The organism is Pseudomonas sp. PDNC002 (genome assembly GCF_016919445.1).
Taxonomy (GTDB): Bacteria; Pseudomonadota; Gammaproteobacteria; order Pseudomonadales; family Pseudomonadaceae; genus Pseudomonas.
Genome location: NZ_CP070356.1, coordinates 1227701 through 1253168, shown reverse-complemented (window position 1 = coordinate 1253168; position 25468 = coordinate 1227701). Strand labels below are relative to the sequence as shown.

General features: G+C 67.0%; 22 protein-coding genes. 16 read left to right on the top strand and 6 right to left on the bottom strand.

The genetic code is table 11. The annotated features are described in order from the left end of the window. Positions 1-147 precede the first annotated feature (147 nt). Together JVX91_RS05750 and JVX91_RS05745 are read left to right on the top strand one after the other, a co-directional pair. Positions 148-375, top strand: a complete 228-nt coding sequence (locus JVX91_RS05750; protein WP_169935257.1) for a CopG family ribbon-helix-helix protein — start codon at positions 148-150, stop codon at positions 373-375. Next, complete coding sequence (locus JVX91_RS05745) at positions 372-653, top strand: type II toxin-antitoxin system RelE/ParE family toxin (RefSeq protein ID WP_205338398.1); 282 nt, start codon at positions 372-374, stop codon at positions 651-653. The genes JVX91_RS05750 and JVX91_RS05745 overlap by 4 nt, the downstream gene beginning before the upstream one ends. A 243-nt stretch (positions 654-896) precedes the next feature. On the opposite strand, the gene JVX91_RS05740 is transcribed toward JVX91_RS05745, so the two are convergent. Then, the gene (locus JVX91_RS05740; RefSeq protein ID WP_205338397.1) at positions 897-1184 is read right to left on the bottom strand and encodes a DUF2218 domain-containing protein; all 288 of its coding nucleotides are present in this window, start codon (positions 1182-1184) and stop codon (positions 897-899) included. 97 nt (positions 1185-1281) lie between these two features. On the opposite strand from JVX91_RS05740, the gene JVX91_RS05735 reads away from it, so the two are divergent. Both JVX91_RS05735 and JVX91_RS05730 read left to right on the top strand, forming a co-directional pair. Continuing rightward, the gene (locus JVX91_RS05735) at positions 1282-2199 is read left to right on the top strand and encodes a LysR family transcriptional regulator (RefSeq protein WP_205338396.1); all 918 of its coding nucleotides are present in this window, start codon (positions 1282-1284) and stop codon (positions 2197-2199) included. Positions 2200-2242: 43 nt separating this feature from the next. Then, the gene (locus JVX91_RS05730) at positions 2243-2698 is read left to right on the top strand and encodes a GNAT family N-acetyltransferase (protein WP_205338395.1); all 456 of its coding nucleotides are present in this window, start codon (positions 2243-2245) and stop codon (positions 2696-2698) included. A 1-nt stretch (position 2699) separates the two neighbouring features. Here the strand turns inward: JVX91_RS05730 and JVX91_RS05725 are convergent, their stop codons facing one another. Beyond that, positions 2700-3728 (bottom strand): AraC family transcriptional regulator, encoded by a 1029-nt coding sequence (locus tag JVX91_RS05725; protein ID WP_240201706.1) that lies wholly within the window; start codon positions 3726-3728, stop codon positions 2700-2702. Positions 3729-3801: 73 nt separating this feature from the next. Next, complete coding sequence (locus JVX91_RS05720) at positions 3802-4752, bottom strand: alpha/beta hydrolase (protein ID WP_205338394.1); 951 nt, start codon at positions 4750-4752, stop codon at positions 3802-3804. Positions 4753-4964: 212 nt separating this feature from the next. Here JVX91_RS05720 and JVX91_RS05715 point away from each other — a divergent pair, with 212 nt between their 5' ends. Together JVX91_RS05715 and JVX91_RS05710 are read left to right on the top strand one after the other, a co-directional pair. Then, entirely contained in the window at positions 4965-5891 is a 927-nt protein-coding gene (locus JVX91_RS05715) for a LysR family transcriptional regulator (protein ID WP_205338393.1), read from the top strand. A 71-nt stretch (positions 5892-5962) separates the two neighbouring features. Further along, complete coding sequence (locus tag JVX91_RS05710; protein WP_205338392.1) at positions 5963-6247, top strand: hypothetical protein; 285 nt, start codon at positions 5963-5965, stop codon at positions 6245-6247. 210 nt (positions 6248-6457) lie between these two features. Here JVX91_RS05710 and JVX91_RS05705 read toward each other — a convergent pair whose 3' ends face one another. Further along, positions 6458-7384: a LysR family transcriptional regulator gene (locus JVX91_RS05705; RefSeq protein WP_205338391.1), complete on the bottom strand. Its 927-nt coding sequence runs from the start codon at positions 7382-7384 to the stop codon at positions 6458-6460. Positions 7385-7480: 96 nt separating this feature from the next. Here JVX91_RS05705 and JVX91_RS05700 point away from each other — a divergent pair, with 96 nt between their 5' ends. The 6 genes from JVX91_RS05700 to JVX91_RS05675 all read left to right on the top strand — a co-directional run bounded on the left by JVX91_RS05700 (position 7481) and on the right by JVX91_RS05675 (position 16497). Continuing rightward, on the top strand, positions 7481-8329 hold the full coding sequence (locus JVX91_RS05700; protein ID WP_205338390.1) for an AraC family transcriptional regulator: 849 nt from the start codon (positions 7481-7483) through the stop codon (positions 8327-8329). An 84-nt stretch (positions 8330-8413) separates the two neighbouring features. Further along, complete coding sequence (locus JVX91_RS05695; RefSeq protein ID WP_240201705.1) at positions 8414-10243, top strand: DUF1302 domain-containing protein; 1830 nt, start codon at positions 8414-8416, stop codon at positions 10241-10243. 11 nt (positions 10244-10254) lie between these two features. Beyond that, positions 10255-11592, top strand: coding sequence for a DUF1329 domain-containing protein (locus JVX91_RS05690; protein ID WP_240201704.1), 1338 nt, complete (start codon positions 10255-10257; stop codon positions 11590-11592). A 470-nt stretch (positions 11593-12062) separates the two neighbouring features. Next, positions 12063-14156, top strand: coding sequence for a 3-hydroxyacyl-CoA dehydrogenase NAD-binding domain-containing protein (locus tag JVX91_RS05685; protein ID WP_205338387.1), 2094 nt, complete (start codon positions 12063-12065; stop codon positions 14154-14156). A gap of 9 nt (positions 14157-14165) precedes the next feature. Then, positions 14166-15356 carry an acyl-CoA dehydrogenase family protein gene (locus tag JVX91_RS05680; protein ID WP_205338386.1) on the top strand — a complete coding sequence of 397 codons (1191 nt, stop codon included), beginning with the start codon at positions 14166-14168 and terminating at the stop codon, positions 15354-15356. A gap of 10 nt (positions 15357-15366) precedes the next feature. Next, the gene (locus JVX91_RS05675; RefSeq protein WP_205338385.1) at positions 15367-16497 is read left to right on the top strand and encodes an acyl-CoA dehydrogenase; all 1131 of its coding nucleotides are present in this window, start codon (positions 15367-15369) and stop codon (positions 16495-16497) included. A gap of 493 nt (positions 16498-16990) precedes the next feature. Here JVX91_RS05675 and JVX91_RS05670 read toward each other — a convergent pair whose 3' ends face one another. Further along, a complete protein-coding gene (locus JVX91_RS05670) occupies positions 16991-17776 on the bottom strand; it encodes an IclR family transcriptional regulator (RefSeq protein ID WP_205338384.1) in 786 nt (261 codons plus the stop codon). Positions 17777-17974: 198 nt separating this feature from the next. Here JVX91_RS05670 and JVX91_RS05665 point away from each other — a divergent pair, with 198 nt between their 5' ends. The 4 genes from JVX91_RS05665 to JVX91_RS05650 all read left to right on the top strand — a co-directional run bounded on the left by JVX91_RS05665 (position 17975) and on the right by JVX91_RS05650 (position 24093). Then, complete coding sequence (locus tag JVX91_RS05665; RefSeq protein ID WP_205338383.1) at positions 17975-19606, top strand: long-chain fatty acid--CoA ligase; 1632 nt, start codon at positions 17975-17977, stop codon at positions 19604-19606. Between the two features lie 47 nt (positions 19607-19653). After that, on the top strand, positions 19654-21177 hold the full coding sequence (locus JVX91_RS05660) for a 3-hydroxyacyl-CoA dehydrogenase (protein ID WP_205339939.1): 1524 nt from the start codon (positions 19654-19656) through the stop codon (positions 21175-21177). A gap of 135 nt (positions 21178-21312) precedes the next feature. Continuing rightward, positions 21313-22671, top strand: coding sequence for a DUF1254 domain-containing protein (locus tag JVX91_RS05655; protein WP_205338382.1), 1359 nt, complete (start codon positions 21313-21315; stop codon positions 22669-22671). A 3-nt stretch (positions 22672-22674) separates the two neighbouring features. Beyond that, a complete protein-coding gene (locus tag JVX91_RS05650; RefSeq protein WP_205338381.1) occupies positions 22675-24093 on the top strand; it encodes a DUF1254 domain-containing protein in 1419 nt (472 codons plus the stop codon). A gap of 267 nt (positions 24094-24360) precedes the next feature. On the opposite strand, the gene JVX91_RS05645 is transcribed toward JVX91_RS05650, so the two are convergent. Further along, positions 24361-25452 (bottom strand): aminopeptidase, encoded by a 1092-nt coding sequence (locus JVX91_RS05645; protein ID WP_205338380.1) that lies wholly within the window; start codon positions 25450-25452, stop codon positions 24361-24363. Positions 25453-25468 lie beyond the last annotated feature (16 nt).

Genomic DNA, 25468 nt, shown 5'->3' with positions numbered 1-25468 from the left:
GTGATGCTCCGCCCCGCGCCAACCGGGCCTGGAGCGCTCTGCGCCACTTCTGCCGATGAAAAACTTCTACCCTGCCAAGTGCTTGATTCGTATACGTATGTTATCGTTGTAAACACTGTATACAGCGTAAACGGAGCTGTTCAAAAAGTGACCACCGTTGTTTCGTTCCGCGCCGATGACAGCCTCGTGGCGGCGCTGGACCAACTGGCCCGCGCCACCCACCGGGACCGGCCGTATCACCTGCGCCAGGCCCTGGCGCAGTACTTGGAACGCCAGAGCTGGCACGTGGCGGCCATCGATGAGGGGGTGGCAGACGCCGATGCCGGCCACCTGCTGGAACACGCCGCCATCGAAGCCAAGTGGGGCCTGGCATGAGTCTGCAGTGGACGCACAAGGCGGCGGCCGACCTGGACGCCATCTACGACCACTACGTGGTGCTGATCGGGCCGGAGAAGGCGCTGCGGGCCATCCAGGACATCGTCGAGCAGGTCAGCCCGCTGGCGAACCTGGAGATGAGCAGCAGCGGTTCACCCAGCGAGGTGCCAGGCGTACGCGAATTAGCCGTTGAGCGCTGGCCGTACCAGGCCGCTTTCCGGGTAAAGGGCCGTTCTGTACAGATTTTGCGCATCGACCGTGTGGATAACTCGGGGTAAAAGTGGCCACACGGTTACAAGATGTTTCAAAGCATTGACATTCTAGGTTGATCAAAAAGCAACCAAACGCACAGGATTGTTTCATACGGTCAGTCGGTAAAATTCGGTGATTCACCTGAATATTTCGTGACTAATACTTCACTCTTTGGTCACAAATCCTGAGCGACGCCTGGCTTTTTCCAGGCCACAAAAAACCCGGCCTTGGCCGGGTTTTTCAGTTTTTGCGTTTTTCGTCGGCGATTTTCAGGCGGCTTGCCAGTTCACCGGCAGTTGGCCCTCTTTCCAGGCGAAACGGTCGAGGTGGCTGACGACCACGCTCTGCAAGCGCTCAAGGCCTTCCGCATCAGCGGACTCGGCTTCCATCAGCAGGGCTTCGGGCGTTGCGTGCAGGCGGCAGGTACCGAAATCGAAGGTCAGCACGCCGCGGTCTTCGGTCAGTTCGACCGGCAGCTTGTGGGCGAAGTGGTTGCACAGGCGCTTGAGGTAGCGCGCGGCATCGGGGGTAGGGACGTTGGCACGGCTCGAAGGCATCGTTTCTCTTCTCCATTTTGGGAGATGACATCCTAGGTGCCGGCAATCAAGGGAAAAACCCGCTATTTTGCCTTTCACTCTTTAGCGGAGCTTCACAATGGACAATCTTCGCGGCATGGCGGTGTTCGCCACCGTGGTCTCGCGCGGCTCCATGGCCGCCGCGGCCGAGGCCCTCGGCATGACGCCCTCGGCAGTCAGCCAGCAGATTCGCAAGCTCGAAGCCCACGCCCAGGTCACGTTGCTACACCGCACCACCCGCAAGCTGACACTGACCGAAGCCGGCGAAGCCTTCTACCGCAGCTGCGCGCAGATGCTGGCGATTGCCGAGGAAGCCGAGCAGCGCCTGGGCGAATGGCGCGAGGCGCCGGTGGGCGAGCTGCGGCTGGCGGCACCGGTGGGCTTTTCCGGCAAGTTGATCACCGAAGCGCTGCGGCCGCTGCTGGAGAACCACCGGCAACTACGCTTGCAGCTGTTCTTCCATGACGAGCAGATCGACCTGATCGAACAGCGCATCGACCTCGCCATCCGCGTTGGCAGCCTGTCCGATTCGAGCCTGGTGGCGCGCCATCTGGCGGAATGGAACAACGTCATCTGCGCGGCGCCGGCGTACGTTCGGCGCATCGCGGCCATCGACCATCCGCAACAACTGCAGAACGTTGACTGGCTGGCGCTGAACACCGTGGCGCACCAGGCGTATCTGAACTTCAGTGGGCCGGGCGGGGAGAGCTGCAAGCTGCGGCTCGAAGCGCGTGTGGCCGCCAACAGCATGATCGCCCTGCGCCAGTTCACCCTCGACGGCCTCGGCGTTTCCGCCCAGCCCGAGCCGGAAGTCCGCGAGGCGCTGGAGGAGGGCAAGCTGGTGCGACTACTGCCGGAGTGGTCGCTGCCGCCGTTCGGCATCTACGCCGTTACCCCGCGTCGCGACGCCCAGCCGGCCAAGGTGAAGGTCGCCATCGAAGCCTTGCGCCGGCACCTGGGCGGGTCCGCGACACTGCGCTTCCACGCGCCGGTGTGAGCCGCGCTACCATGGCCTTCTCGATGATCGGAGTGAACAGAACATGGCCCTGAACTGGACCTGCAAGCACCATAGCGACCTGACCAAGGATGAGCTCTACGCCATCCTGCAACTGCGCACCGAAGTCTTCGTGGTGGAGCAGAAATGCCCGTACCAGGAAGTCGATGGCCTCGACCTGGTCGGCGACACCTGCCACCTGATGGTCGAGCAGGATGGCCAGCTGATCGGCTACCTGCGCCTGCTCGATCCGCAACGCCATGACGGCGACGTGGTGATCGGCCGTGTGGTGATTGCGCCGGCCGGGCGCGGCACCGGCCTTGGCCACCAGCTGATGGAGCAGGCGCTGCAGGCCATCGCCCAGCGCTGGGCCGGCCTGCCGATCTACCTCTCGGCCCAGGCGCACCTGCAGGGTTACTACGGCCGCTACGGCTTCACGCCGGTAACTGAGGTCTATCTGGAAGACGACATCCCGCACATCGGCATGCGCCGCAGCGCCTGAGTCAGCGGGGCAGGGCGTCGCGCCAGGCACCCGGGCTGGTGCCATACCAGCGGCTGAAGGCGCGGGAGAAACTCTGCAGATCGCCGTAGCCCAACAGGTCGGTGATCTGCGCCAGGGACAGCGCCGAATCCTCCAGCAGATCCACCGCGCGGAAGCGCCGCTGTTCGTCCAGCAACTCGCTATAGCGCCAGCCATGACTGAGCAGCCGCCGCGCGGCGGTGCGTTCGGTCAGATGGCGGGACTCGCAGAAGGACTGGAAACTCGCGCCCTGGGGCAACTCGCGGGCGATATAGTCGGCGGCCTCATCCAGCAAGGTGCTCTGGGTCTGACTACGCGCCTGTTCGAGCAGGCCGACCAGCGTGCCCTCCAGCCCGGCGTTGGGCGGCGACAACGGGCGGCGGAACAGTTCCGGCGACAGGTGCAGGACGATCGCCTCACTGCGCCAGCGCAGCGGCACGCGGAGTGCCTGTTCGTAGACGTGCGCATTGGCCGGCTCGATGCCGGGCAGGTCGATGCACAGCAGCGGGTCCTGCTGGATGCCGCTGGCCAGCAGCTTGCGCCGCAGCAGGCTGCAGATACCCACCACCGTGTATTCGCGGCTCTGCCGGCCGGAAAGCAGGGCGCCCTGTTCGCTGAGCACCAGGGCGATCTGCCCGCGATCCTCGCGCAGCTCGGCGCACAACGAGCCGTTGAAGTAGGGGAAGTAGGTGGCGAAGTAGGCGCAGGCCGATTCCAGGGTCGGCGCCACGTCGAACAGGTAGGTCAGGCCGTTGGTCAGGGTCGAGGCGAAGCGCTTGCCCGCCAGCAGGCCGATGGCCGATTCGCCGCTGGCCGCTTCGGCCTGGTCCCAGAAGCGCCGTGCGAGGAACAGCGGCACCCGCACCAGCGGCGTGCGCAGTTCCAGCAATGTACGGCGGAAGCACGCCTCCAGGTCTTCACCCGGCACTCCGCGCGACAACAGCTCCTCGAAGGCCGGCAGCAGGGTCGGCGCGTAGAAGGCGTTGGACAGGTCGGCGGGACGTGGGCTCATGGGCTCGGCAGCTCGGGATAGCGGCGCGACCGACCTTACGCATTGCGCCCGACGCCCACAAGCGCCAACGAATTCAGGCCGGGTAATGGCGCGTGAAGAAGTCCAGCAGGTACGCATTCACCTTTTGCGGCTGCTGGTTCTGGATCCAGTGCCCGCAGTCCTCCAGCACATGCTGTTCGAGGTTCGGCACATGCTCGGGCATGCGCTGCACGGTATACGCCTCGAAGCGCCCGACCGGGTCGCGGTCGCCGATCAGGAACAGTGTCGGCTGCTGCACCTGGCGCCCGGCCAGTGGCTCGGTGCGCTGCCAGCTGCGCTCGAAGTTGCGGTACCAGTTCAGCGCGCCGTGGAAGCCGCGGCCCTGGAAAGTCCGCACGTAGAACTGGAAGTCCTCGGCGCTGCACCAGCTCAGGTGCTCCGGCGGTGTCGGCAGGCCGTCGAACAGGCGGCCATCGGGCGACTGGTCGGGCGCCAGGCGCACATTGTCACCGAGGAAGTGCCGCAGGCTGATGGCGATGTCCGCGTCCAGTTCGGCCTCGGCGCGCCCCGGCTGCTGGAAGTAGAGGATGTAGAAGAACTTGCCGGCGAACACCTCGCGCATGATCTCCACGGCGGGCCGTTTGGCGCGGCCGGCGAAGGGAACCGACAGCGTGGCGAGCACCTCGACACGCTGCGGCTCCAGCAGCGCCAGGTGCCAGGCCACCGGGGCGCCCCAGTCGTGGCCGACCATCGCCACGCGCTCGTGGCCAAGGGCGTCCATTGCCCCCTGGATATCCGCGCACAGGGTCAGCACATCGTAGGCATCCACCGCGTCGGGCGCGCTGGTCTGGCCGTAACCGCGCATCTCCGGCACGAACACGCGGTAGCCGGCGGCGGCGAGGGCGCGCATCTGGTGCTGCCAGGAGTGCCAGCACTCGGGGAAGCCATGCAGCAGCCACACCGGCTTGCCACTCGCCGGGCCGCAGCTGTAGAGGCTGAGCTGGATGCCGTTGACCGCCAGCAGTTGGTGTTCGAACTCGTTCATGGCCGGGCTCCCGCGAAGAGTGATGACACAGGGAGAACCACTATGCCAATCCGCGCGCGCATCGCCGAAGCGCATTCACCGGACGAATGCCGGCACCGCGTTCATCGGCGCAGCGCACGGATGATCGGAAATTGTCCTGTAGGGCTGACGGCGCGGGGCAGGGCGGTCACTAGCATCCGCCGCTCGCTTTCGCGCCCAACGCGGTACTCGCTATGCTCGACCTACGCCAACTGGACCTCAACCTGCTGCTGGCCTTCGACGCCATCTACCACCAGCGCAGCATCACCCGCGCCGCCGAGGTGATGAACCTCACCCAGCCGGCGATGAGCAACGCGCTGCGCCGCCTGCGCCTGCTGTGCGCGGACCCGCTGTTCGTCAAGACGCACCTGGGCGTGGCGCCGACCTTGGTGGCGCACCGGCTCTCCGGACACGTCCGCGACGCCCTCGACAGTCTGCGTGACGCCCTGCACCACACACCCGCAGCGCTGGCCACAACGCCCACGCGCAGCCTGCGCCTGAGCTGCCCGGAGGCATTCCAGCCGCTGCTGCTCGATGCGCTGTGCGAGCAGCCGGAGCAGGACTGGCAGGTGCGCTATTACCAGGCTCGTCGCCGCGAAGCGCTGCAGGAACTGGCCACCGGCAAACTCGACCTGCTGATCGACATCGACCAGCCGATGTCCCAGCAGAGCGGCCTGCGCAAGCTGTCCCTGCTCAGCGACCACTATGTGTTCGCCCATGGCGCGGCCTTGCAGCAGGCGCCGCGCACGCTGGAGGAATACCTGCGGGTGCCGCAGATTCAGGTGTCGCAGCGCCGCGAAGGCCTCGCGCCGGTGGACCTGGAATTGGGCCTGCGCGGCCAGCGCCGGAGCATCGCCGTGAGCGTGCAGAGCGCCCTGGCTGCTCGCCTGATCGCCGACCGCCAGCCGTTCGGCCTGACCCTGCCCAGCCGCGTCGCCCAGCTGCTGGGGCTGCAACAGCGTCCGCTGCCGCTGGAGCAACCGCTGCGTCTGGAGTTGTGTCTGTATGTAGAAAGCCGCTACCGCTTCGAGCACGCGATGGAGCGGGCGCTGACCTGTATCCAGCAGGCGTTCGCCGGCCTGCAGAAACAGCCACAGCGACGCATCGCGCTGGAGCGCTAGTCGAGCGTTCCCAGGCATGCGGCCGGTGGATAAGCTTGCGGCCAACGGATGCCATCGACAGCGGGAACCCCATGAAGCGACCCCCTACCGCCAGCCTGTGCCCCGAGCTCGACGCGATCCTTCGCGCGGAGCTGAGTGCCGGCAACCAATTGGGCGAAGGTCCAGTACGAACCGACTGGCCGCAGCCCGGTTCGATCTATGCCGCGTTGCGCGACAGCCTCCGGGTCCCGTTGGGCGAGCAGGCGGGGCCGGTGAAGCACTCGATCTGCCGTGACCCGCACTATGGCTGGCACGACGAGTGTTTCTGCGAGCTGCATGGCGATCTGTTGGTGGCCGGCAGCACGCAACATCCCTGATGGTCCAGCAGGCGTAGGAGCAACTGTCTTTCTCGGGAAGCCCGTGCCGATGCTTTCCTCTCACCCTGGCCCTCTCCCAAGGGGAGAGGGAGCCATCCGTGCCGCCTGACGCCGACGTTTCATCCTGCTCCGAACGGTCCCCTCTCCCCCTGGGAGAGGGTTAGGGTGAGGGCCGACCCAAGCGCAGAAGCATCTCGTCGGTGCGCCCCATCAACCCGCATGGCCTCCACGCGGCAACCGCCGATCTGCCGCGAAGATCGCCTCGATCATCGCCTGCGCCGCCGGCGACAGGCCGTAGCCCGCGCGGCTGACGATGCCGTAGTGCAGGCGCAGTTCGGGGCGGTCCTGGGGCACGTCGACGATCTGCAGGATCGCCACCTCGCCGCGCTGCACCGGATCGTGCAGGGCCTCGACCGCGGCGAGGCCCACGGCATCGGAACGCGCGACGATATGCAGGATCGCGGCGAACTGCGCGCACTCGACGTTCATGTGGAAATCACGCTCGCCGAGCACCTCGGCCAGCACTTTGCGCAGCGGCGGCGGGATACGCGTACCGACGCGCGGGTAATCGAGCAGAGCGGCCAGGCGCAGAGTGCCCTGTTCGGTCAGCGGGTGCCCCGGCCGGCAGAAGAAGCGCCCCGGGCGCAGGTCCATCCAGCGCACGTGGTAGTCAGGGTCACCGGCGAAATTGCGTGCATCGCCGATGAAGAATTCCACCTGCTCTTCCTTGAGCAACTGCGCCATCTGCTCCCAGTCGCCCATCAGGAAGCCGACATCGATGGCCGGGTGTGCGCGGATGAAGTCGGCCATCGCTTCCGGCACCAGCAGCTGGGCGGGGTAGGGCCCGCAGCCGAAGCGCAGCTCGCCGGCATTGAGGCCGTTGTACTGCGCCAGCTCGTTGCGCAGCGAACGGGTGCCGCTCAGCAGGCGACGGGCGTGCTGCAACACCAGCTGGCCCTGGCCGGTGAGGCGGAAGTCGCGACTCTGGCGGTCCACCAGCTCGCAATCGAGGTCGCGCTCCAGGGTCTGGATGCTGCGGCTCAGCGCCGACTGGCTGAGACCGATGGCATCGGCGGCGCGCTGGTAATTCTGGAAGTCGGCGAGGGCGACCAGGTGGCGGAGCTGTCGGAGTTCCATCATGCATCCTGCGCATCAAAGTGTTGAGTCGAATGAATTTGATGGATAACAGAGCGAGCTGATCTAGTAAACCGGTCGCTGAACCGGTACCCCGCCATGTCCCCCCTGCTCTTCGCTTCCAGTGCCTTCGCCAGCACCATCCTGCTGCACGCCGCCCGCCTCGGGCTCAGCGCCGTCGACCTGCGGCTGCGCGCCGGCATCGCCGAGGCGCTGCTGGAGGATCACCGCGCGCGCATTCCGGCATTGCAGGTGGAACAGCTGTGGCGCGAGTGCGAGCGGGCCAGCGGCAATCCGCACTTCGGCTGCGAGCTGGTCAACGGCATGGCGACTCATTGCCTGCAGGGGCTGAATATCCTGCTGGACTCCGCGCCGGACCTGGGCACCAGCCTGCGCGCCTTCTGCGAGCACGTGCCGACGGTGACCAATTGCGTGGACGCGCGGTTGGAGTTAGATGGCGAGAACACTCGCCTGGTCCTCGATCCGGTCACCCAGGACCTGCACCACTTCGGCCTCGACGCCGCCGTGCTCACCTTGATCCGCAATATCTCGCGGCGGATCGGCCGCTCGCCGCAGGGCGTGTTCAACGCCGTGGGGATCGGCCCGCGCCAGCGCTGCGAGGAAATGCTGACGCTCTGGAACGTGCCGTGGCAGGTCACGCCGACGCCGTTCCTGCAATTGCCCACTGCACTGCTGGACACGCCGCTGCTGGGCGCCAACGAGTTCCTCTACCAGAGTCTGCACCGCCAATGGTGCGGCGCCGCGCAGACCGGGGAGGGCGATGGCCTGAGCCTGGCGCGCATCTGGCTGCGCTCCTCCGACCAGCCCATCGAGCGCATCGCCGAACGCATCGGCTACCGCCAGAGCGGCAACTTCATCCGCGCCTTCCGTAAACGCTTCGGCGTCACGCCCAAGCAGTTCCGCCTGGGCCAATCGATCCACGCATGATCGAAATTTGTCGCTCCCGGCTTGTGGCTGAAAAGCCCGCCGCCGTCATGGTGCTCCCGCGGTACCTCATACCCGGAGCCCATAATGACAAGAATCCATCCGGCCGCCGTTCCCCCCGTCTGCCGGGGGCGGCGCCCACGCTGCATTGCCCAACCTCTCCTGCTGAGCCTCGCGGTAACCGGCGCCAGCCACGCGCAGGCCACCACCTTCGAGCTGAATGACGACTGGAGCCTGTCCACCAAGACCACCCTGAGCCTGGGCGCCAGCTGGTCGGCGCAGGACCCGGACCGGCACCTGATGACCCACGCCAACGCGGTGCAGGCCCAGCACATCAATAACGCCGACGGCACCAGCGTCAGCGCCGACGACAACCGCCTGAACTTCAAGAAAGGCGACCCGATCTCGCAGATGTTCAAGGGCCTTACCGACTTCAGCCTGGACGGCCAAGGGCAGGGCGCTTTCATTCGCTTCAAGTACTGGTACGACCACGCCTACGAAACCGGTGACGGACGCTTCAAGGACTTCGACGACAGCGGCTGGCCGACCCTGGCGCGCTACCACGGCTTCGATACCCTCGATGCCTACGTGTGGAAGGACTTCGACGTCGACGAGCATCCGCTGAACCTCAAGCTCGGCAAGCAGGTGCTGTCCTGGGGCGAGGCGATCCTGATCCAGAACGGCATCAACGTGATCAACCCGCTGGACTACAGCGCCTTCAACAAGCCCGGCGTGGACATCAAGGAAGGCCAGTTGCCGGTGGAGATGCTGTCGTTCAACCTCGGCCTGAGCGACAAGGTCAACCTCGAGGGCTTCTACCAGTACAACTGGCGGCCCAGCGTACTCGATGGCTGCGGCACCTTCTTCGCCACCAGCGACGCCATCCAGCCCGGCTGCGGACCGCTGTACCTGAGCCAGGTGCAGACCGACGCGCAGATGCAGGCCAGCGGTCTGTACGCTGCCCACGGCAAGGACCAGGACCCATCCGACCAGGGCCAGTGGGGCGTCGCCCTGCGCACCCTGATCAGCTCGCTGAACGATGCCGAGGCGGCGTTCTACTACGTCAACTACCACGCGCGCCTGCCCTACCTGGAGCTGACCGCGCGCGATGCCAGCAAGCCCGGCAACTTCCCCATCGGCCGCGTGCAGGGCCCGATGTACGCCGCTGCGTTCCCGGAGAACATCCACCTCTACGGCCTGAGCATCAACGGCGCGCTCCCCGGCTGGGGCACCTCGCTGGCGGCGGAACTGAGCTACCGGCCGAACATGCCGGTGGGCTTGAACGGCCCCGACATGAACGTGGCGATGATCACCGGCCCGTCCGGCAGCTCGGCCATCGAGGGTATTCCGGCCAGCGCCACCACCACCGGCCAGAGCCTGGACGGCTGGGTGCGCAAGCCGGTGTGGCAGATGACCACCTCGGCCACCCAGATCATCGACAACGTGCTCGGCGCCACGCGCCTGACCCTGCTGGGCGAGGCCGGCGTGGTGCATGTCGGCGACCTGGGCGACGAACGCCTGGGGCGCAACGCCGCCTTCGGCCGCAGCGCGCGCCTGGACGGTGCCGCCTGCAACGCGCCGAGCACCGGCGTGACCAACCGCTACTGCACCGACGAGGGCTTCACCACGCCCTGGTCCTGGGGCTACCGCCTGCGCGCCGGCCTGGAATACAGCGACGTGCTGCCGGGCGTGAACATGCTGCCCAGCGTGAACTTCCGCCATGACGTGGAGGGCTACTCCTACGATCCGGGCGGCCCGTTCCAGGAAGGCCAGATGGCGGCCGGTCTGTCGCTGGCCTTCAACTACCTGAACGATTACAGCCTGGAGTTCGGCTACAACGCCTTCTTCGGCAACAACAAGTACAGCACGCTCGACGACCGCGACTTCTACAGCGTCAGCGCCAAGGTCGACTTCTGAGGAACCTGCCGATGCAACTCATGCGAATCACTGCCCTGGCGCTGGCCATGGGCCTGGCCGTTGGCGCCCACGCCGACACCGCAGCCGACCTGGGCGGCAAACTCACCCCGGTGGGCGCCGAGAAGGCCGCCAACGCCGACGGCAGCATCCCCGCCTGGGACGGCGGCCTGGCACCCAGTGCCGGGCAGGTCGACGCCAAGGGCGGCTACGCCAACCCCTACGCCGCCGAGAAGCCGCTGTTCAGCATCACCCCGGCCAACGCCGCGCAGTACAGCCAATGGCTGAGCCCCGGCGAGCAGGCGATGCTCAAGCGCTACCCCAACACCTACAGGATCAACGTCTACCCCAGCCACCGCAGCGCACGGCTGCCTGACGAGATCAACGCCGAGACCCGCAGGAACGCCGAGCAGAGCAAGCTCGCCGACGGCGGCAACGGCGTGCTGAATTACCACCGGGGCGTCCCGTTCCCGCTGCCCAGGGAGGGCGTCGAGGCGATCTGGAACCACATCACCCGCTACCGTGGCGGCAGCATCGAGCGAACCTTCAGCTCGGCCAACGTGAAGGAAAACGGCGTCTACAGCCTGGTGCGCTCGCAGACCGAGATGAACTACGCCCAGACGATTTCCGACCTGCCGGCCGACGCCAACATCCTCTACCTGTTCAAGACCCGCGTGCTGGAACCGGCGCGGCTGTCCGGCGAAGCCGTGCTGTCCCACGAGCCGATGGATCAGGTCGCCGAACCGCGCGCCGCCTGGCAGTACATTCCCGGCCAGCGCCGCGTGCGTCGCGCCCCGCTGATCGCCTATGACAACAGCGCGCGCTACAGCGACGGCATGATCACCGCCGACAGCCTCGATGGCTTCAACGGTGCACCGGATCGCTACGACTGGAAACTGGTGGGCAAGCAGGAACTGTTTGTGCCGTACAACAGCTTCAAGCTGTACGACCGTTCGGTGAAGTACGCCGACATCCTCAAGACCAACCACATCAACCCGGACCTGGCGCGCTTCGAGAAGCACCGCGTGTGGGTCGTCGAAGCCACCCTCAAACCCGGCGCACGGCACATCTACAGCAAGCGCCGCTATTACCTCGACGAGGACAGCTGGAACATCGTCCTCGGCGAGTTCTACGACAGCCGTGGCGAGCTGTGGCGCAACTACCAGTCCCACGCCATGCCGTACTACGACCAGCAGTTCACCTACGAGGCGCTGGCGGGAGCGTTCGACCTGATCAGCGGGCGCTACTTCGTCAACGGCCTGATGAACGAGGAGAACAGCGGGCTGAAGACCGGGCAGACGGCGAAGATGAGTGACTACACGCCGTCGGACCTGCGGCGCTGGGCGAAGTAAGGTCTCCGCTCCCTTGTCCCGGCTGGGCGTAGCTGGGGCTGAGGCGCCCTCTTCGGAATCTGGAGAGGGCGTTTTTGTTTTTCGGCGGGTGCTGCAGGGTGGATCGGTGCAAGTGCGTTCCCTCACCCTAACCCTCTCCCAGAGGGAGAGGGGACTGTCCTGAGCGAGCTGTTCGGTCGGCGCTCGCCGGTGACTTCGAAACCTAGCCGCGCACCGAACGGCTCCCTCTCCCTCCGGGAGAGGGCTGGGGTGAGGGCAAGCCCGAGCACAATTCCCCCCTTGTAGGAGCGAGCTTGCTCGCGAACGAGGTTTCCGGCGACTCCGGTACCGGACGGTTCGCGAGCAAGGGCTAGGCGCCCCCTCGCTCCTACAAGAACATCCATCACCGTCCTATCGACAAGAAAAAATCAACACCGTATTCTGCACAGCGAAACATGATTCCGTAAAACAAAAGAAAGACGGAGCACAGCATGTCAGAAGCGGTACAGCTCGAACGCCGGGGTGACATCGCCCTGGTGACGGTCGACAACCCACCGGTGAACGCCCTCGGACACGCTGTCCGCGCCGGGCTACTCGCCGCCTTCCAGCAGGCCGAGGCCGATCCGCAGGTCCGCGCGGTGGTGCTGGTCTGTTCCGGGCGCACCTTCATGGCCGGCGCCGATATCCGCGAATTCGGCAAACCGCCGCAGGCGCCTTCGCTGCCGGAGGTGGTCGAGGTCATCGAAGGCTCGACCAAGCCCAGTGTCGCTGTGATCCACGGCACCGCCCTGGGCGGCGGCCTGGAAGTCGCGTTGTCCTGCCATTACCGCATCGCCCGCCGCGATGCCCAGGTCGGCCTGCCGGAAGTGAAGCTCGGCCTGCTCCCCGGCGCCGGCGGCACCCAGCGCCTACCGCGTCTGGCCGGTGTGGAAAAGGCCCTCGACATGATCGTCAGCGGCGCGCCGATCCGCGCGCCGGAAGCCCTCGAATTCAATGTCGTCGACGAACTGTTCGACGGCGACCTGAGCGAAACCGGCCTCGCCTTCGCCCAGCGCCTGCTGACGGACGGCAAGGGCCCGCGCCGCACCGGCGAACGCAACGAGCGCGTGCAGGAAAGCGGCCTCGCCGAACTGATCGCCCACAAGCGCGGAGAAGTGCAGAAACGCCTGCCCGGCCAGTTCTCCCCGCAGCGCTGCATCGACGCCGTCGAAGCCGCCACCCAATTACCGCTGCGCGAGGGTCTCGCCCGCGAGCGCGCGCTGTTCCAGCAATGCATGGAATCGCCGCAGCGCGCCGCGCAGATCCACGCCTTTTTCGCCGAGCGCGAAGCAGCCAAGGTCGAAGGCCTCGCGCCCGAGACTCAACCGCGCGAGGTGCGCAGCGCCGCAGTGATCGGCGGCGGCACCATGGGCGTGGGCATCGTCCTGTGCTTCGCCAACGCCGGCATCCCGGTGAAGCTGCTGGAAGTGAACGACGAAGCCCTGCAACGCGGCCTCGACCGCGCCCGCAGCCTGTACGCCGCCAGTGTGGCGCGTGGCAGCCTGGGTGCCGAAGAGATGGAGCGGCGCATGGGCCTGATCAGTGGCGTACTCGATTACGCCGCGCTGGGCAACGTGGACGTGGTGGTCGAAGCCGTATTCGAAAGCGTGGACGTGAAGCGCCAGGTCTTCGAACAACTGGACGCCGCCTGCAAGCCCGGCGCGATCCTTGCCAGCAATACCTCCTCGCTGGACCTCGACGAAATCGCCGCCTTCACGAAGCGTCCGCAGGATGTGGTCGGCCTGCACTTCTTCAGCCCGGCCAACGTCATGCGCCTGCTGGAAGTGGTGCGGGGCAAGGCCACCTCGGACGCCGTGCTGGCCACCGCAATGCAGCTGGGCAAGCGCCTGAAGAAAGTCTCGGTGGTGGTCGGCGTGTGTGATGGCTTCGTCGGCAACCGCATGATCTTCCAGTACGGCCGCCAGGCTGAGTTCCTGCTGGAGGAGGGCGCCACACCCGCGCAGGTGGACCGTGCGCTGCGCGCCTTCGGCATGGCCATGGGGCCGCTGGCGGTGCGCGATATGTCCGGCCTGGATATCAGCCACGCGATCCGCTCGCGCCAGCGACCGAACCTGAAACCCGGCCAGACCCTGCCCACCGTACTCGACCACCTGATCGCCGCCGGGATGCTCGGGCAGAAGACCGGCACCGGCTTCTACCAGTACGGCGAAGGCGGCCGCGCCCCGCAGGACAACCCGGCGCTGCCGGCCATGCTGGAGCAGGCCGCGGCCGACCGTGGCATCACCCGTGGACCGGTGAGCGACGAGGAGATCGTCGAGCGCTGCATCTACGCGCTGATCAACGAGGCGGCGAACATCCTCGACGAAGGCATCGCCCAGCGCGCCAGCGACGTCGACGTGATCTTCCTCAACGGCTACGGCTTCCCCACCTGGCGCGGCGGCCCGCTGTTCCATGCCGACAGCGTCGGCCTTGCCCACGTGCTCGAACGAATCCGCGAGTTCCACCAGCGCCTTGGCGCCTGGTGGAAACCCGCGCCGCTACTCGAACGCCTGGTGGCCGAAGGCCGCCGCTTCGCCGATCTCTGAGGACCTGCCATGGACATCCATTTCACCCCCGACGAACTGGCCTTCCGCGATGAAGTCCGCGCCTTCCTCGAAGCCAAGTTGCCCAAGGACATCGCCACCAAAGTGCGCCTGGGCAAGCACCTGAACAAGGGCGACCACCAGCGCTGGCAGCGCGTGTTGACCGAGCAGGGCTGGTACGCCACGCACTGGCCCGAGGAGTACGGCGGCACCGGCTGGAACGCCGTGCAGAAGCACATCTTCGAGGAGGAATGCGCCGCCTTCGGCGCACCGCGCACCGTGCCGTTCGGCGTCAACATGGTCGCCCCGGTGATCATCAAGTTCGGCACGCCCGAGCAGCAGGCGCACTACCTGCCGCGCATCCTCGACGGCACCGACTGGTGGTGCCAAGGCTACTCCGAGCCGGGCGCCGGGTCCGACCTCGCTTCGCTGAAGACCCGCGCCGTGCGCGACGGCGACCATTACGTGGTGAACGGCCAGAAGACCTGGACCACCCTCGGCCAGCACGCCGACTGGATCTTCTGCCTGGTGCGCACCGACCCCGAAGCGCAGCAGCAGCGCGGCATCAGCTTCCTGCTGATCGACATGCAGACGCCGGGCATTACCGTGCGCCCGATCATCACCCTGGACGGCGAGCACGAGGTCAACGAGGTCTTCTTCGACAACGTGCGCGTGCCGGTGGAAAACCTCGTCGGCCGCGAGAACGAAGGCTGGACCTGCGCCAAGTACCTGCTCACCTACGAGCGCACCGGGCTCGCCGGCATTGGCGCGTCCAAGGCGGTGCTCGCGCACCTCAAGAGCGTGGCCAGCCGTGAGCTGTGCGACGGCAAGCCGATGCTCGAAGACCCGCTGTTCCGCGCCCAGGTGGCGGAGGTGGAAATGCAGCTGATGGCCATCGAGATGAGCACCCTGCGCATCCTCGCCGCCGCCCGCGAAGGCGGTGTGCCGGGGGCGGAAAGTTCGATCCTGAAAGTGAAGGGCACCGAAATCCGCCAGGCGATCAGCCACCTGCTGCGCAAGGTGCTCGGCCCCTACGCGCTGCCCTTCATCGAAGACGAATTCGAGCTGGGCGCCGAGCCGCTGCACGCGGACTATTCGGCGGCGCCCGCCAGCCAGTACTTCAACCTGCGCAAGCTGTCGATCTTCGGCGGCTCCAACGAAATCCAGAAGAACATCGTCTCCAAGATGATTCTCGAACTGTGAGGCACCGAGCATGGACTTCAAACTGAGCGAAGAGCAGCAGATGCTGCAGGACACCGCGGCGCGTCTGGTGCGCGATGCCTATCCATTCGACAAGCGCGAAGGCTTCAGCCAGAGCGAGCTGGGCTACAGCGTCGAATTCTGGCGCCAGCTCGGCGAGCTGGGGCTGACTTCGGTGTCGCTGCCGGAAAGCCACGGCGGCTTCGGCGGCGGCGTCGAGAGCATGCTGGTACTCACCGAGCTGGGCCGCGGCCTGTGCCTGGAGCCCTACCTGCAATCGGTGGTGCACGCAGGCGGATTGATCGCCCAGCTGGGCAGCGACCCGCAGAAGGATCACTGGCTACCGCGCATCGCCAGCGGCGAGGCGCAATTGGCCGTCGCGCTGGAAGAGCCGCAAAGCCACTACCAGCTGCACGACGTGCAGACCCGCGCGGAACAAACCGGCGCAGGCTGGAAACTGAGCGGCCGCAAGGCGGTGGTGATCGGCGGACAGAGCGCCAAGGCGATCCTCGTGTCGGCGCGGGTGTCCGGCAATGCGCGGGACGAGGCGGGCATCGGCCTGTTCCTGGTCGACCCGCAGCAGGCCGGCGTCACTCGCCGTGACTATCCGACCGTGGACGGCCAGCGCGCCTGCGAGCTGTTCCTCGACGGCGCCCTCGGCGAAGCCATCGGCACGCCGGGTGACGCGCTAGCGGCGCTGCGTTATCAGCAGGGCCGCGCCATCGCCGGGCAATGCGCCGAAGCCCTCGGCAGCCTGCAGGAAGCCTGCGCGCTGACCCTGGACTACCTGAAGACGCGCAAGCAGTTCGGCATCCCCATCGGCAAGTTCCAGGTGCTGCAGCACCGCATGGTGGACATGCGCAGCGAGCTGGAACAGGCCACCAGCATGGCGATCCTCGCCGCCTGCGTCGCCGACCAGCCCGACAACGCCGAGCGCAGCCGCACCCTGGCGGCGGCCAAGTTCATCGTCACCCGCGCGGCGCGCTACGTCGCCGAGCAGGCGATCCAGCTGCACGGCGGCATCGGCATGACCTGGGAATACGTGCTGGCGCACCACGCCAAGCGGTTGGTGATGCTCAGCCACCAGTTGGGCGATGACGATCATCACCTGAAGGTTTATGCGGAGTTGATGGAGGTCGCGTGATCGGCCGCTCCTGCGGGAAGGTTGGGGGACGGGCGGATGCACCCTCTCCCTAACCCTCTCCCTGAAGGGAGAGGGGACTGTTCTGAGCTCGCGGATAGGCCGGCGCTCGCCGGCTAGCTACGTCATTTCCGAACACGCCAATCGGCTCTCTCTCCCTTCTGGAAGAGGGGACTGTTCTGAGCTCACGGATAGGCCGGCGCTCGCCGGCTAGCTACGTCATTTCCGAACACGCCAATCGGCTCTCTCTCCCTTCTGGGAGAGGGGACTGTTCTGAGCTCACGGATAGGCCGGCGCTCGCCGGCTAGCCACGTCATTTCCGAACACGCCAATCGACCCCCTCTCCCAAAGGGAGAGGGGACAGTCCGGAGTACCCGTAAAGTCAGGCGCTCGCCGGCAGACTCCATTGCTTCCACCGGCACCGAACGGCTCCCTCTCCTCGGGGAGAGGGCTGGGGTGAGGGGACGGAATGGCAGAGGAACTGCAAGGAAGAAAATCAGGCCCCAAGGCTCTCGATATCCCGCGCCAGAATCTCCAGCTCATGGGCCAGCGACCCGCGCAGCGTCTCTTCGCTGAGCTGGAACGACGGCGCCCCGCAGGTCAGCGCCATCAGCCCGCCGTCGGCCAGGCGCAGCGGTACGCCCGCTGCGCGCACGTTGCGGTCCCAGTCGCCCAGCGACAGGCAGAAGCCATGCTCGTAATACTCCTCGAAGGAAGCATCGAGGGAAGCACGCATCACCGACCAATCCCCTTCGTGACGCTCCCGCAGCGCCGACAACAAGTGCTCGCGCTCCTGCTGCGGAGTGGCAGCGAGGTACGCGCGGCCGGCAGCGGTAGTGGCCAGCGGCAGGCGCACGCCGGCGTCCATGCGCAGGGACGTCGCTTCCGGCGGGCGGCAGTTTTCCACGTAGATCATCGACAGCCAGTCACGGCAGGTCAGTCCCACCGTGGTGTTTGTGCGACGGGCGAAGGCGTCCATGTATGGCTTGGCCAGCTGGCGCACGCGCAGGTTGGAAACATACGCGTAGCCCAGCGCCAGCACGCCGGAATCGAGCTGGTACTTCTCGTGCTGCTGCGAGTAGCAGAGGTAGCCCAGCTGGGTCAGGGTGTAGGTCATGCGCGACACCGTTGCCTTGGGCAGGCCGGTGATCCGCGAGATTTCCTGGTTGCCGAGCACCACCGAGCCGTGGGTGAAGGCACGCAGCACGTCCAGTCCGCGGGCGAGCGCCTCGACGTACTTGCGGTCCTTGGGGTTGCTGCTGTCTTCGACGTCGTCGCTCATGGGGCCTCGGCGGGGTATTCGGGTGGGCGAGCGCCGCGCGCGGCGCGGGCGAACGATAGCAGATCGACCGCATTCCCCGTAGCGGTCCGGGCCTGCTCGTTGCGCCAGGCAAGCCTATCGCATACCATCAATTTCGACACGCTGTTTCACTGTGCAGAACAACAATTCGAAGCTCAGAGAAAAAGTACGGAGAAGTCGATGCCTGCCATTGCGACCGGATACGTGGCCAGCGAGATCGCCCGCCACGCCTACCAGAACCTGTACGACCTGCTGCAACGTGCCTGCCGCGAGTTCCCCGAACGCCACGCGTTCTCCTGCGGCGACAGCCATCTCACCTTCGCCGAACTGGACCGTCGGGCCGACGCCTTCGCCCGCTACCTGCGCCATCACGCCGGCCTGCAACCCGGCGATCGCCTGGCGCTGATGCTGCCCAACTCCCTGCAGTACCCCATCGCCACCTTCGGCGCGCTGAAGGCCGGCGTGGTGCTGGTGAACACCAATCCGCAGTACACCGCCAGCGAGCTGCGCCACCAGTTGGCCGACTCCGGCGCCAGCGCCGTATTGCTGCTCGACCGCCTGCTGCCGCTGCTGCGCGGCGTACAGGCGCACAGCGAGGTGCGGCAGATCCTGCTGACCTCCATCGACGACATGGAGCGCCCGCAGTTCGACAGCGACGAAGCCGACTGCACGCGCTTCCAGCAGGCCCTGCGCCTGGGCGCCGAGGCGCCGCAGGTGCAAATCGAGCCGGGGCTGGATCGCCTCGCACTGCTGCAATACACCGGCGGCACCACCGGCGTCTCCAAGGGCGCGATGCTCAGCCACCGCAGCCTGATCGCCAACGTCGTGCAGACCCTGGAACTGTTCCTGCGCCCCGGCCTGCTGGAGCCCGCCACCGACGTGCGCATCGCGCCGCTGCCGCTGTACCACATCATGGCGTTCTCGACGAACCTGCTGTCCTCGGTGGGGATGGGCCTGCACACGGTGTTCATCCGCGACGGCCGCAACCTCGACGAGATCATCGGCGCCATGCGCCGCTACCCCTTCACCCTGATGAGCGGGATCAACACCCTGTTCGTCGGCCTGATGAACCACCCGGATTTCCCCGGCATCGACTTCAGCCACCTGAAGTGGGTGACCTCCGGCGGTGCGCCGCTGAACCGCGAAGTGGGCCGGCGCTGGGAGGCCGCGACCGGCGCGCCGGTGCGCGAAGGTTTCGGGCTCACCGAGGCGTCGCCCGTGGTCTCGACCGGCACGCTGCACAGCCCGTATCGCGAGGGCTACGTCGGCCAGGCGCTGGTGGATACCGAGCTGCGCACCGTGGACGAGGAGGGCAACGACAGCGGCCCGGACCAGCCCGGCGAGCTGTGGCTGCGCGGCCCGCAGGTGATGCAGGGCTACTGGCAGCGCCCGGAGGAAAGCGCCCAGGGGCTGACCGCGGACGGCTGGCTGAAGACCGGCGACATCGCCGAACTGGACGCCAATGGCATGCTGAAGATCGTCGACCGCAAGAAGGACATGATCCTGGTGTCGGGCTTCAACGTGTTCCCCAACGAGGTGGAAGACGCCGTGATGCGCCACCCCGGCGTGCGCGAGTGCGTGGCCATCGGCGTGCCGGACGAGCGCAAGGGCGAGTCGGTGAAACTGTTCGTCAGCCTCAAGGATGAGTCGCTGGCGCCGGCGCAGATCATCGCCCACTGCCGCGAGCACCTCACCGGCTACAAGGTGCCGAGCTTCGTCGAGGTACTCGACGAGCTGCCCAAGACCAGCGTCGGCAAGTTGCTGCGCCGTCAGCTGCGCGACCTGGAGCTGGCGAAAAGGACCACCGCGTGAGCACAACGTCTATGGTTGAAGCAGGTTCGCACGACGAGACCCGCCGCATGACCGAGTCCTTCAACCGTATCGGCGTCGTCGGCGCCGGCGCCATGGGCCGTGGCATCGCCCAGCTGTTCGCCGGCGCCGGCCTGCCGGTGCGCCTGTACGACAGCAACCCGCAGACCGTGGAGCAGGCCCTGGGCTTCAACCGCGAGCTGCTGGAGCGCGCGGTGGCCAAGGGCAAGCTCAGCCCGGAGGCGCTGGCGGCGACGATGCAGCGCCTGCTGCCGACCCACAGCCTCGATGAGCTGGCCGACTGCGACCTGTTGATCGAGGCCATCATCGAGGACCTCGGGGCCAAGCAGGCGTTGCTGGCGGAGCTGGAAAAACGCGTAGCGCCAGACGCCGTGCTCGCCAGCAACACCTCGTCGCTGTCGGTCACCCGCATCGCCGCGCGCTGCCGGCATCCGGAACGGGTCGCGGGCTTTCATTTCTTCAACCCGGTGACGCTGATGCGCATCGTCGAAGTGGTGCGCGGCCAGCGCACCGACGAGTCGGTGGTGCGTCGCCTGAGTCGGCTGGCGGAGCAGGCCGGGCACTTCCCGGCGGTGTCGCCGGACAGCCCCGGCTTCATCGTCAACCACGCCGGCCGCGCCTTCAGCACCGAAGCGCTGCGCATCCTCGGCGAAGGCATCGCCAGCCCCGCGCAGATCGACCGCATCCTGCGCGATGGCGTGGGCTTTCGCATGGGGCCCTTCGAGCTGCTCGACCTGACCGGCCTGGACGTTTCCCACGCGGTGATGGAATCGCTCTACCAGCAGTTCTACCAGGACCCGCGCTACACCCCGTCGCCGCTGGCCGCGCAACGTGTCGCCGGCGGCCTGCTCGGGCGCAAGAGCGGCGAAGGCTTCTATCGCTATCGCGACGGCCAGCCCGTTCGTGAAGCCGAAGAACAGCACGACACCGTGTTGCTCAATCGCCCGTACTGGCTCGACAGCCAGGACCCCGAGCTGCGCCACCGCGTCGCCGCGATCCTCACCCTCGGCGGCGTGGTGCTGGAGACCGGCGAGGCTCCGTCATCCCGCGCCATCTGCCTGGTCACGCCGCTGGGCGTGGATGCCAGCACCCGCATCGACGCCCTCGGCCTGCCGGCGGAACGCAGCCTGGCGCTGGAAACCTTCACCGAGCTGGACCGCCGCCGCGTGCTGATGCGCCAGCCGGCGCTCGATCCGCAACTCGAAGCCCAGGCACGCCAGGCGCTGGGCAGCGACGGGGTGCCGGTGGAAGTGATCAACGATTCGCCCGGCTTCATCTGCCAGCGGGTGATCGCCGGCATCGTCAACCTCGGCTGCGAGATCGCCCAGCGTGGCATCGCCACGCCGGTGACTCTCGACCGTGCGGTGCAACTGGCGCTGGGCTATCCCTTCGGCCCGCTGGCCTTCGGCGAGCACTACGGCGCGGCGCGCATCCTCACCATCCTCCAGGGCCTGCAGGCCTGCTACGGCGAGGCGCGCTACCGGCCCAGCCCCTGGCTGCGCCGCCGCGTGCAACTAGACTTGCCGCTGCACAGCCCCGATCGGGCGGAGTGATCCGCCAGCGGCGATGATCGTTTTCTGTCCGCTGGCGCTTACGGCCGGCAGCTCGGCGTGAAGCACTCTGCGGTGATGCCCACTGCCGGCGCACCCACGGTGTCGGGCATCCATAAAAACAACGAGGAACACGTCATGCGCCCATGGCTGCCCGCGCTCGCCCTTCTGCCCCTGCTCGCCGGCCACGCCTGGGCCGCCGGGCCGACTCCGCAACAAGCCCGCGAACTGGCCTCGCAGGCCTATCTGTTCGCCTTCGCCACCGCCGAGCACGGCAAGACCCTGCAGGCCATCGCCGCCAAGCTGCCGGTCAATTACCTGTACAACAAGACCGCGCTGCTCGGCCCGGAAGACCGCACCGTGGTCTCGCCGAACAACGACACGCTCTACTCCTACGCGCTGCTCGACCTGCGCGAGCACCCGGTGGTCCTCGACGTGCCGGCCGTGCCGCAGCGCTACTACAGCTTCCAGCTGATCGACATGCGCACCAACAACCTCGACTACATCGGCACCCGCGCCACCGGGCGCGCGGCGGGCAGTTTCCTGATCGCCGGTCCCGACTGGGATGGCCAGGTGCCCGAAGACTTCACGGGCCAGGTGATCCGTTCGCCCAGCCGCATCGTCTTCCTGCTCGGCCGCACCGCGGTCGATGGCGAAGCCGACCTCGACGCGGCGAAGGCCGTGATGGACGGCTACAAGCTGCGCAGCACCAAGCCGACACTGCTGCCGCACAAGATGGACGTGCCGGAATACCTGCCGACCAAGGAAGGCCCGGCGGAAAACGCCTTCATCGACTTCAACGGCCTGTCGGCCTGGCACGCCTGGACTCCGGAAGAACAGGAGCGGCTGAAGCAGTTCGCGCAGATCGGCGTGGGCACCGGCAAACCCTTCGACGCGAAGCAGCTGCCTGCGGACATCGCCCAGGCGGTGGAGCAGGGCGCCCAGGACGGCCGCGAGAAGATCCTCGCCGCCACCGAGCGCTTCGCCGCGCCGGTGAACGGCTGGCAGAATTCGCCGACCAATATCGGCCACTACGGCAACGACGACCTGACGCGCGCGGCGGTCGCCTGGAGGTACATCTACGCCAACGACCCCGCCGAGGCGATGTACCCGCTCACCCGCGTCGACGCTACCGGGCAGGCACTGGACGGCAGCCGCGCCTACAGCCTGCACTTCGCCCCCGGCCAGCTGCCGCCGGTGGATGCCTTCTGGTCCGTCACGCTCTACGACGGCAAGACCCAGATGCTCGCGGCGAACCCGCTCAACCGCTACGCCATCAACAGCGCCAGCGACCTGAAGAAGGACGCCGATGGCGGCCTGACCCTGACCATCCAGCATGCCCAGCCGGCCGGTACCGACAACTGGCTGCCGGCGCCGCCGGGGCCGTTCAACCTGATCCTGCGCATGTACCTGCCGCAGGAAAAAGCGCTCAAGGGCGAATACCAGCCGCCGGCCGTCCAGCCCGTCGGCACCCAGCCGATCGCCACCAAGGAGTAAGCCATGAACCCGACCCTGACCCGCCGCCGTCTCATCGGCGCCAGCGGTGCGCTCGGCTTCGGCCTGGCGCTTCCCAACTGGCTGCTCGCGGCTTCCGCATCCCAGGCGAGTGACCCTGCCATGCCCCAGGAAACAACCGACCAGGAAACCGTCCGCCAGGCGTGGCTCTACGCCTACCCGATGCTGATGCACTACCAGACGATGCAGAAGCAGGCGCTCGATGCGAAATCGCCGGAGTACGTCGGCGGCTTCGGCGTGTTCCGCCACTACAGCGAACTGTTCACGCCGAAGAACCGCGACATCGTCACGCCGAACAACGACACGCCCTACTCCTGGGCCTGGCTCGACCTGCGCGCCGAGCCCTGGGTGCTGAGCGTCCCGGCGGTGGCCGAGGACCGCTACTACGTGCACCAGCTCGTGGACCAGTACACCTTCAACTTCGGCTATGTGGGCGTGCTCAGCACCGGCCGCGAAGCCGGTGACTATCTGATCGCCGGGCCGGACTGGAAAGGCAAGACGCCCGCCGGCATCCGCCAGGTGCTGCGCAGCGAAACGCAGATCGCCATGGTCCTGGGCCGCACCGGCCTGCGCGATGCCAACGACTTGCCGGCCGTACGCGAATTGCAGCAGCAGTACCGATTGCGCCCGCTGCACGAGTTCGCCGGCAGCGCGGCACCAGCGGCCGCGCCGGCGGTGCAGTGGCTGCCGTGGGAATTTCCCCGCGACCTGGGACCGGGCTTTATCCCGCACCTGAACCAGATCCTCGCCTTCTGCCCGGTGGACCCGAGCGAGGTCGAACTGCGCAAGCGCTTCGCCCAGGTCGGCATCGGCGCCGGACTGACCTTCAACCCAGCCGCCCTCTCGCCCGCGCAACGCACGGCGCTGGGCGCCGGCATCCAGCAGGGCGTGGCGGAACTGAAGGCGAAGGTGGCGACGCTGCGTTCCTCCGCCGGCCTGTTCGGCACCCGCGCGGCGATGCACAACGACTACCTCAGCCGCGCCGCGGCGGCGGCCAGCGGCATCTATGGCAACAGCGTGGAGGAGGCGATCTACTTCGGCACGCGCAGCGACATCAGCCAGCAACCACTGGTGGGCGGCCAGCGTTACCGCCTGCACTTCCCGGCCGACGCGTTGCCGCCAGCGAAGGAATTCTGGTCGATCACCCTCTACGACCTGCCGGACCGGCAGCTGGTGGACAACCCGATCCAGCGCTACTGCCTGAGCAGCCGCGATCACCTTGTCCGCGACGCCGATGGCGGGGTGACGCTGTACATCCAGGCGGATTCTCCGGGCAAGGCGCTGGAGGCGAACTGGCTGCCGTCGACGAAGCAGGGGCCGTTCAACGTCATCCTGCGGATCTACGGGCCGGAGCAGCAGGTAGTGGGCGGGACGTGGAAGATGCCGGGGGTGGAGCGGGTCTGAGGGCGACAGTGCGGTCGCTCAAGAGCCCCTCAGCCTAACCCTCTCCCGAAGGGAGAGGGGACTGTCCGGAGCGCTCTGACACCTCGATGCCCGCCGGCGAGCTCAGTCATTTCCATCTACGCAGAACGACCCCCTCTCCCTCTGGAGCGGGGCGCGCTGCCAGGGCTGGGGTGAGGGAAGAATCCCGCGTGTAGGAGCGGACCTTGTCCGCGAATCCATCCACACACGCCGTTGCTCGCGGAGAAGCTCCGCTCCTACAAAAGCCACTCACCGAAAGCTGACGAACGCCCCGGCCTTCAGCTTTTCCAACGCCGCCTTGCGCTCATCCGCCGGCAGGGCCCCGAGCTTCTCCACCCGCGCATAGAACGCTGGCCAATTTCCGCCGACCTGCCTGAACAACGTCGCAAACGCCGGTACCCACTGGTCATACAGCCCGAAGGGCAGCAGCTTGGCGTTGTTCATCGGGCCGTTGACCCAGGCGTCGAACGGCGCCTTGCCGCCCCAATCCTGATCACGCATCTGTGCATAGTCGTGGCGCAGACGCTCGAACTCGGCGGCCTTGCCGGCGCGCTTTTCCGCGTCACTGCGTGGGCTGACGTACAGCGCGTGCAAACGCTCGCGGGTATCGAGCACCAACTGCGTGAAGCGCTTGCGCTGCTCATCCAGCAGCGGCGATTCATCCGGCAGGTTCCGCGCAGCGCGCCAGCGGCGGCCACCTTCTTCCTCGACGAACGAGGCGTAGGATTCGTTGAAGGCGGTGTCACCGGGCAGGTAGAACTTCTGGTGCGCCAGCTCGTGGAAGATGGTTTCCGCCAGGCGCTGGTCGCCCCAGCGCATCATGCTGCTGAGGATCGGGTCGTTGAACCAGCCCAGGGTCGAGTAGGCCTCGACGCCGCCGATGTAGACGTCCAGTCCCTCGCCCTTCAGGCGGTTGGCTTCGGCCTGCGCGCCCTCGGCGCCGTAGTAGCCGCGATAGGCCACACAACCGGCAATGGGGAAGCAGTGGGTCAGCGGCTGCAGTGACAGCTCCGGCGTGGCGAAGACGTTCCACACCACGTTGGGCCGGTGGATATCGGCGTAGAGGCGATAGCTCTGGTTGTCCGGCAGGCCCAGCTCGGCGCTGGCGAAGTCACGGGCCTCCTGGGACAGCTCCAGACGCTGGCGCAGCGCGGGGTCGCGGCTCGGGTCGGCGACCACCTCGGCCACCGGTTCGCGGGCGGCGAGCAGGCGCAACTGGCCGTTCGCCAACTGGCCGTAGTAACCCACCGTGGAACAACCGCTCAGCGCCCAGATGGCCAGGCAGGGAACCCAGCGGCACAGGCGGCGGTCGAGTGTCGGGATAAGAAGGCGGAAGGGCATGCGCGGAACATAGCAC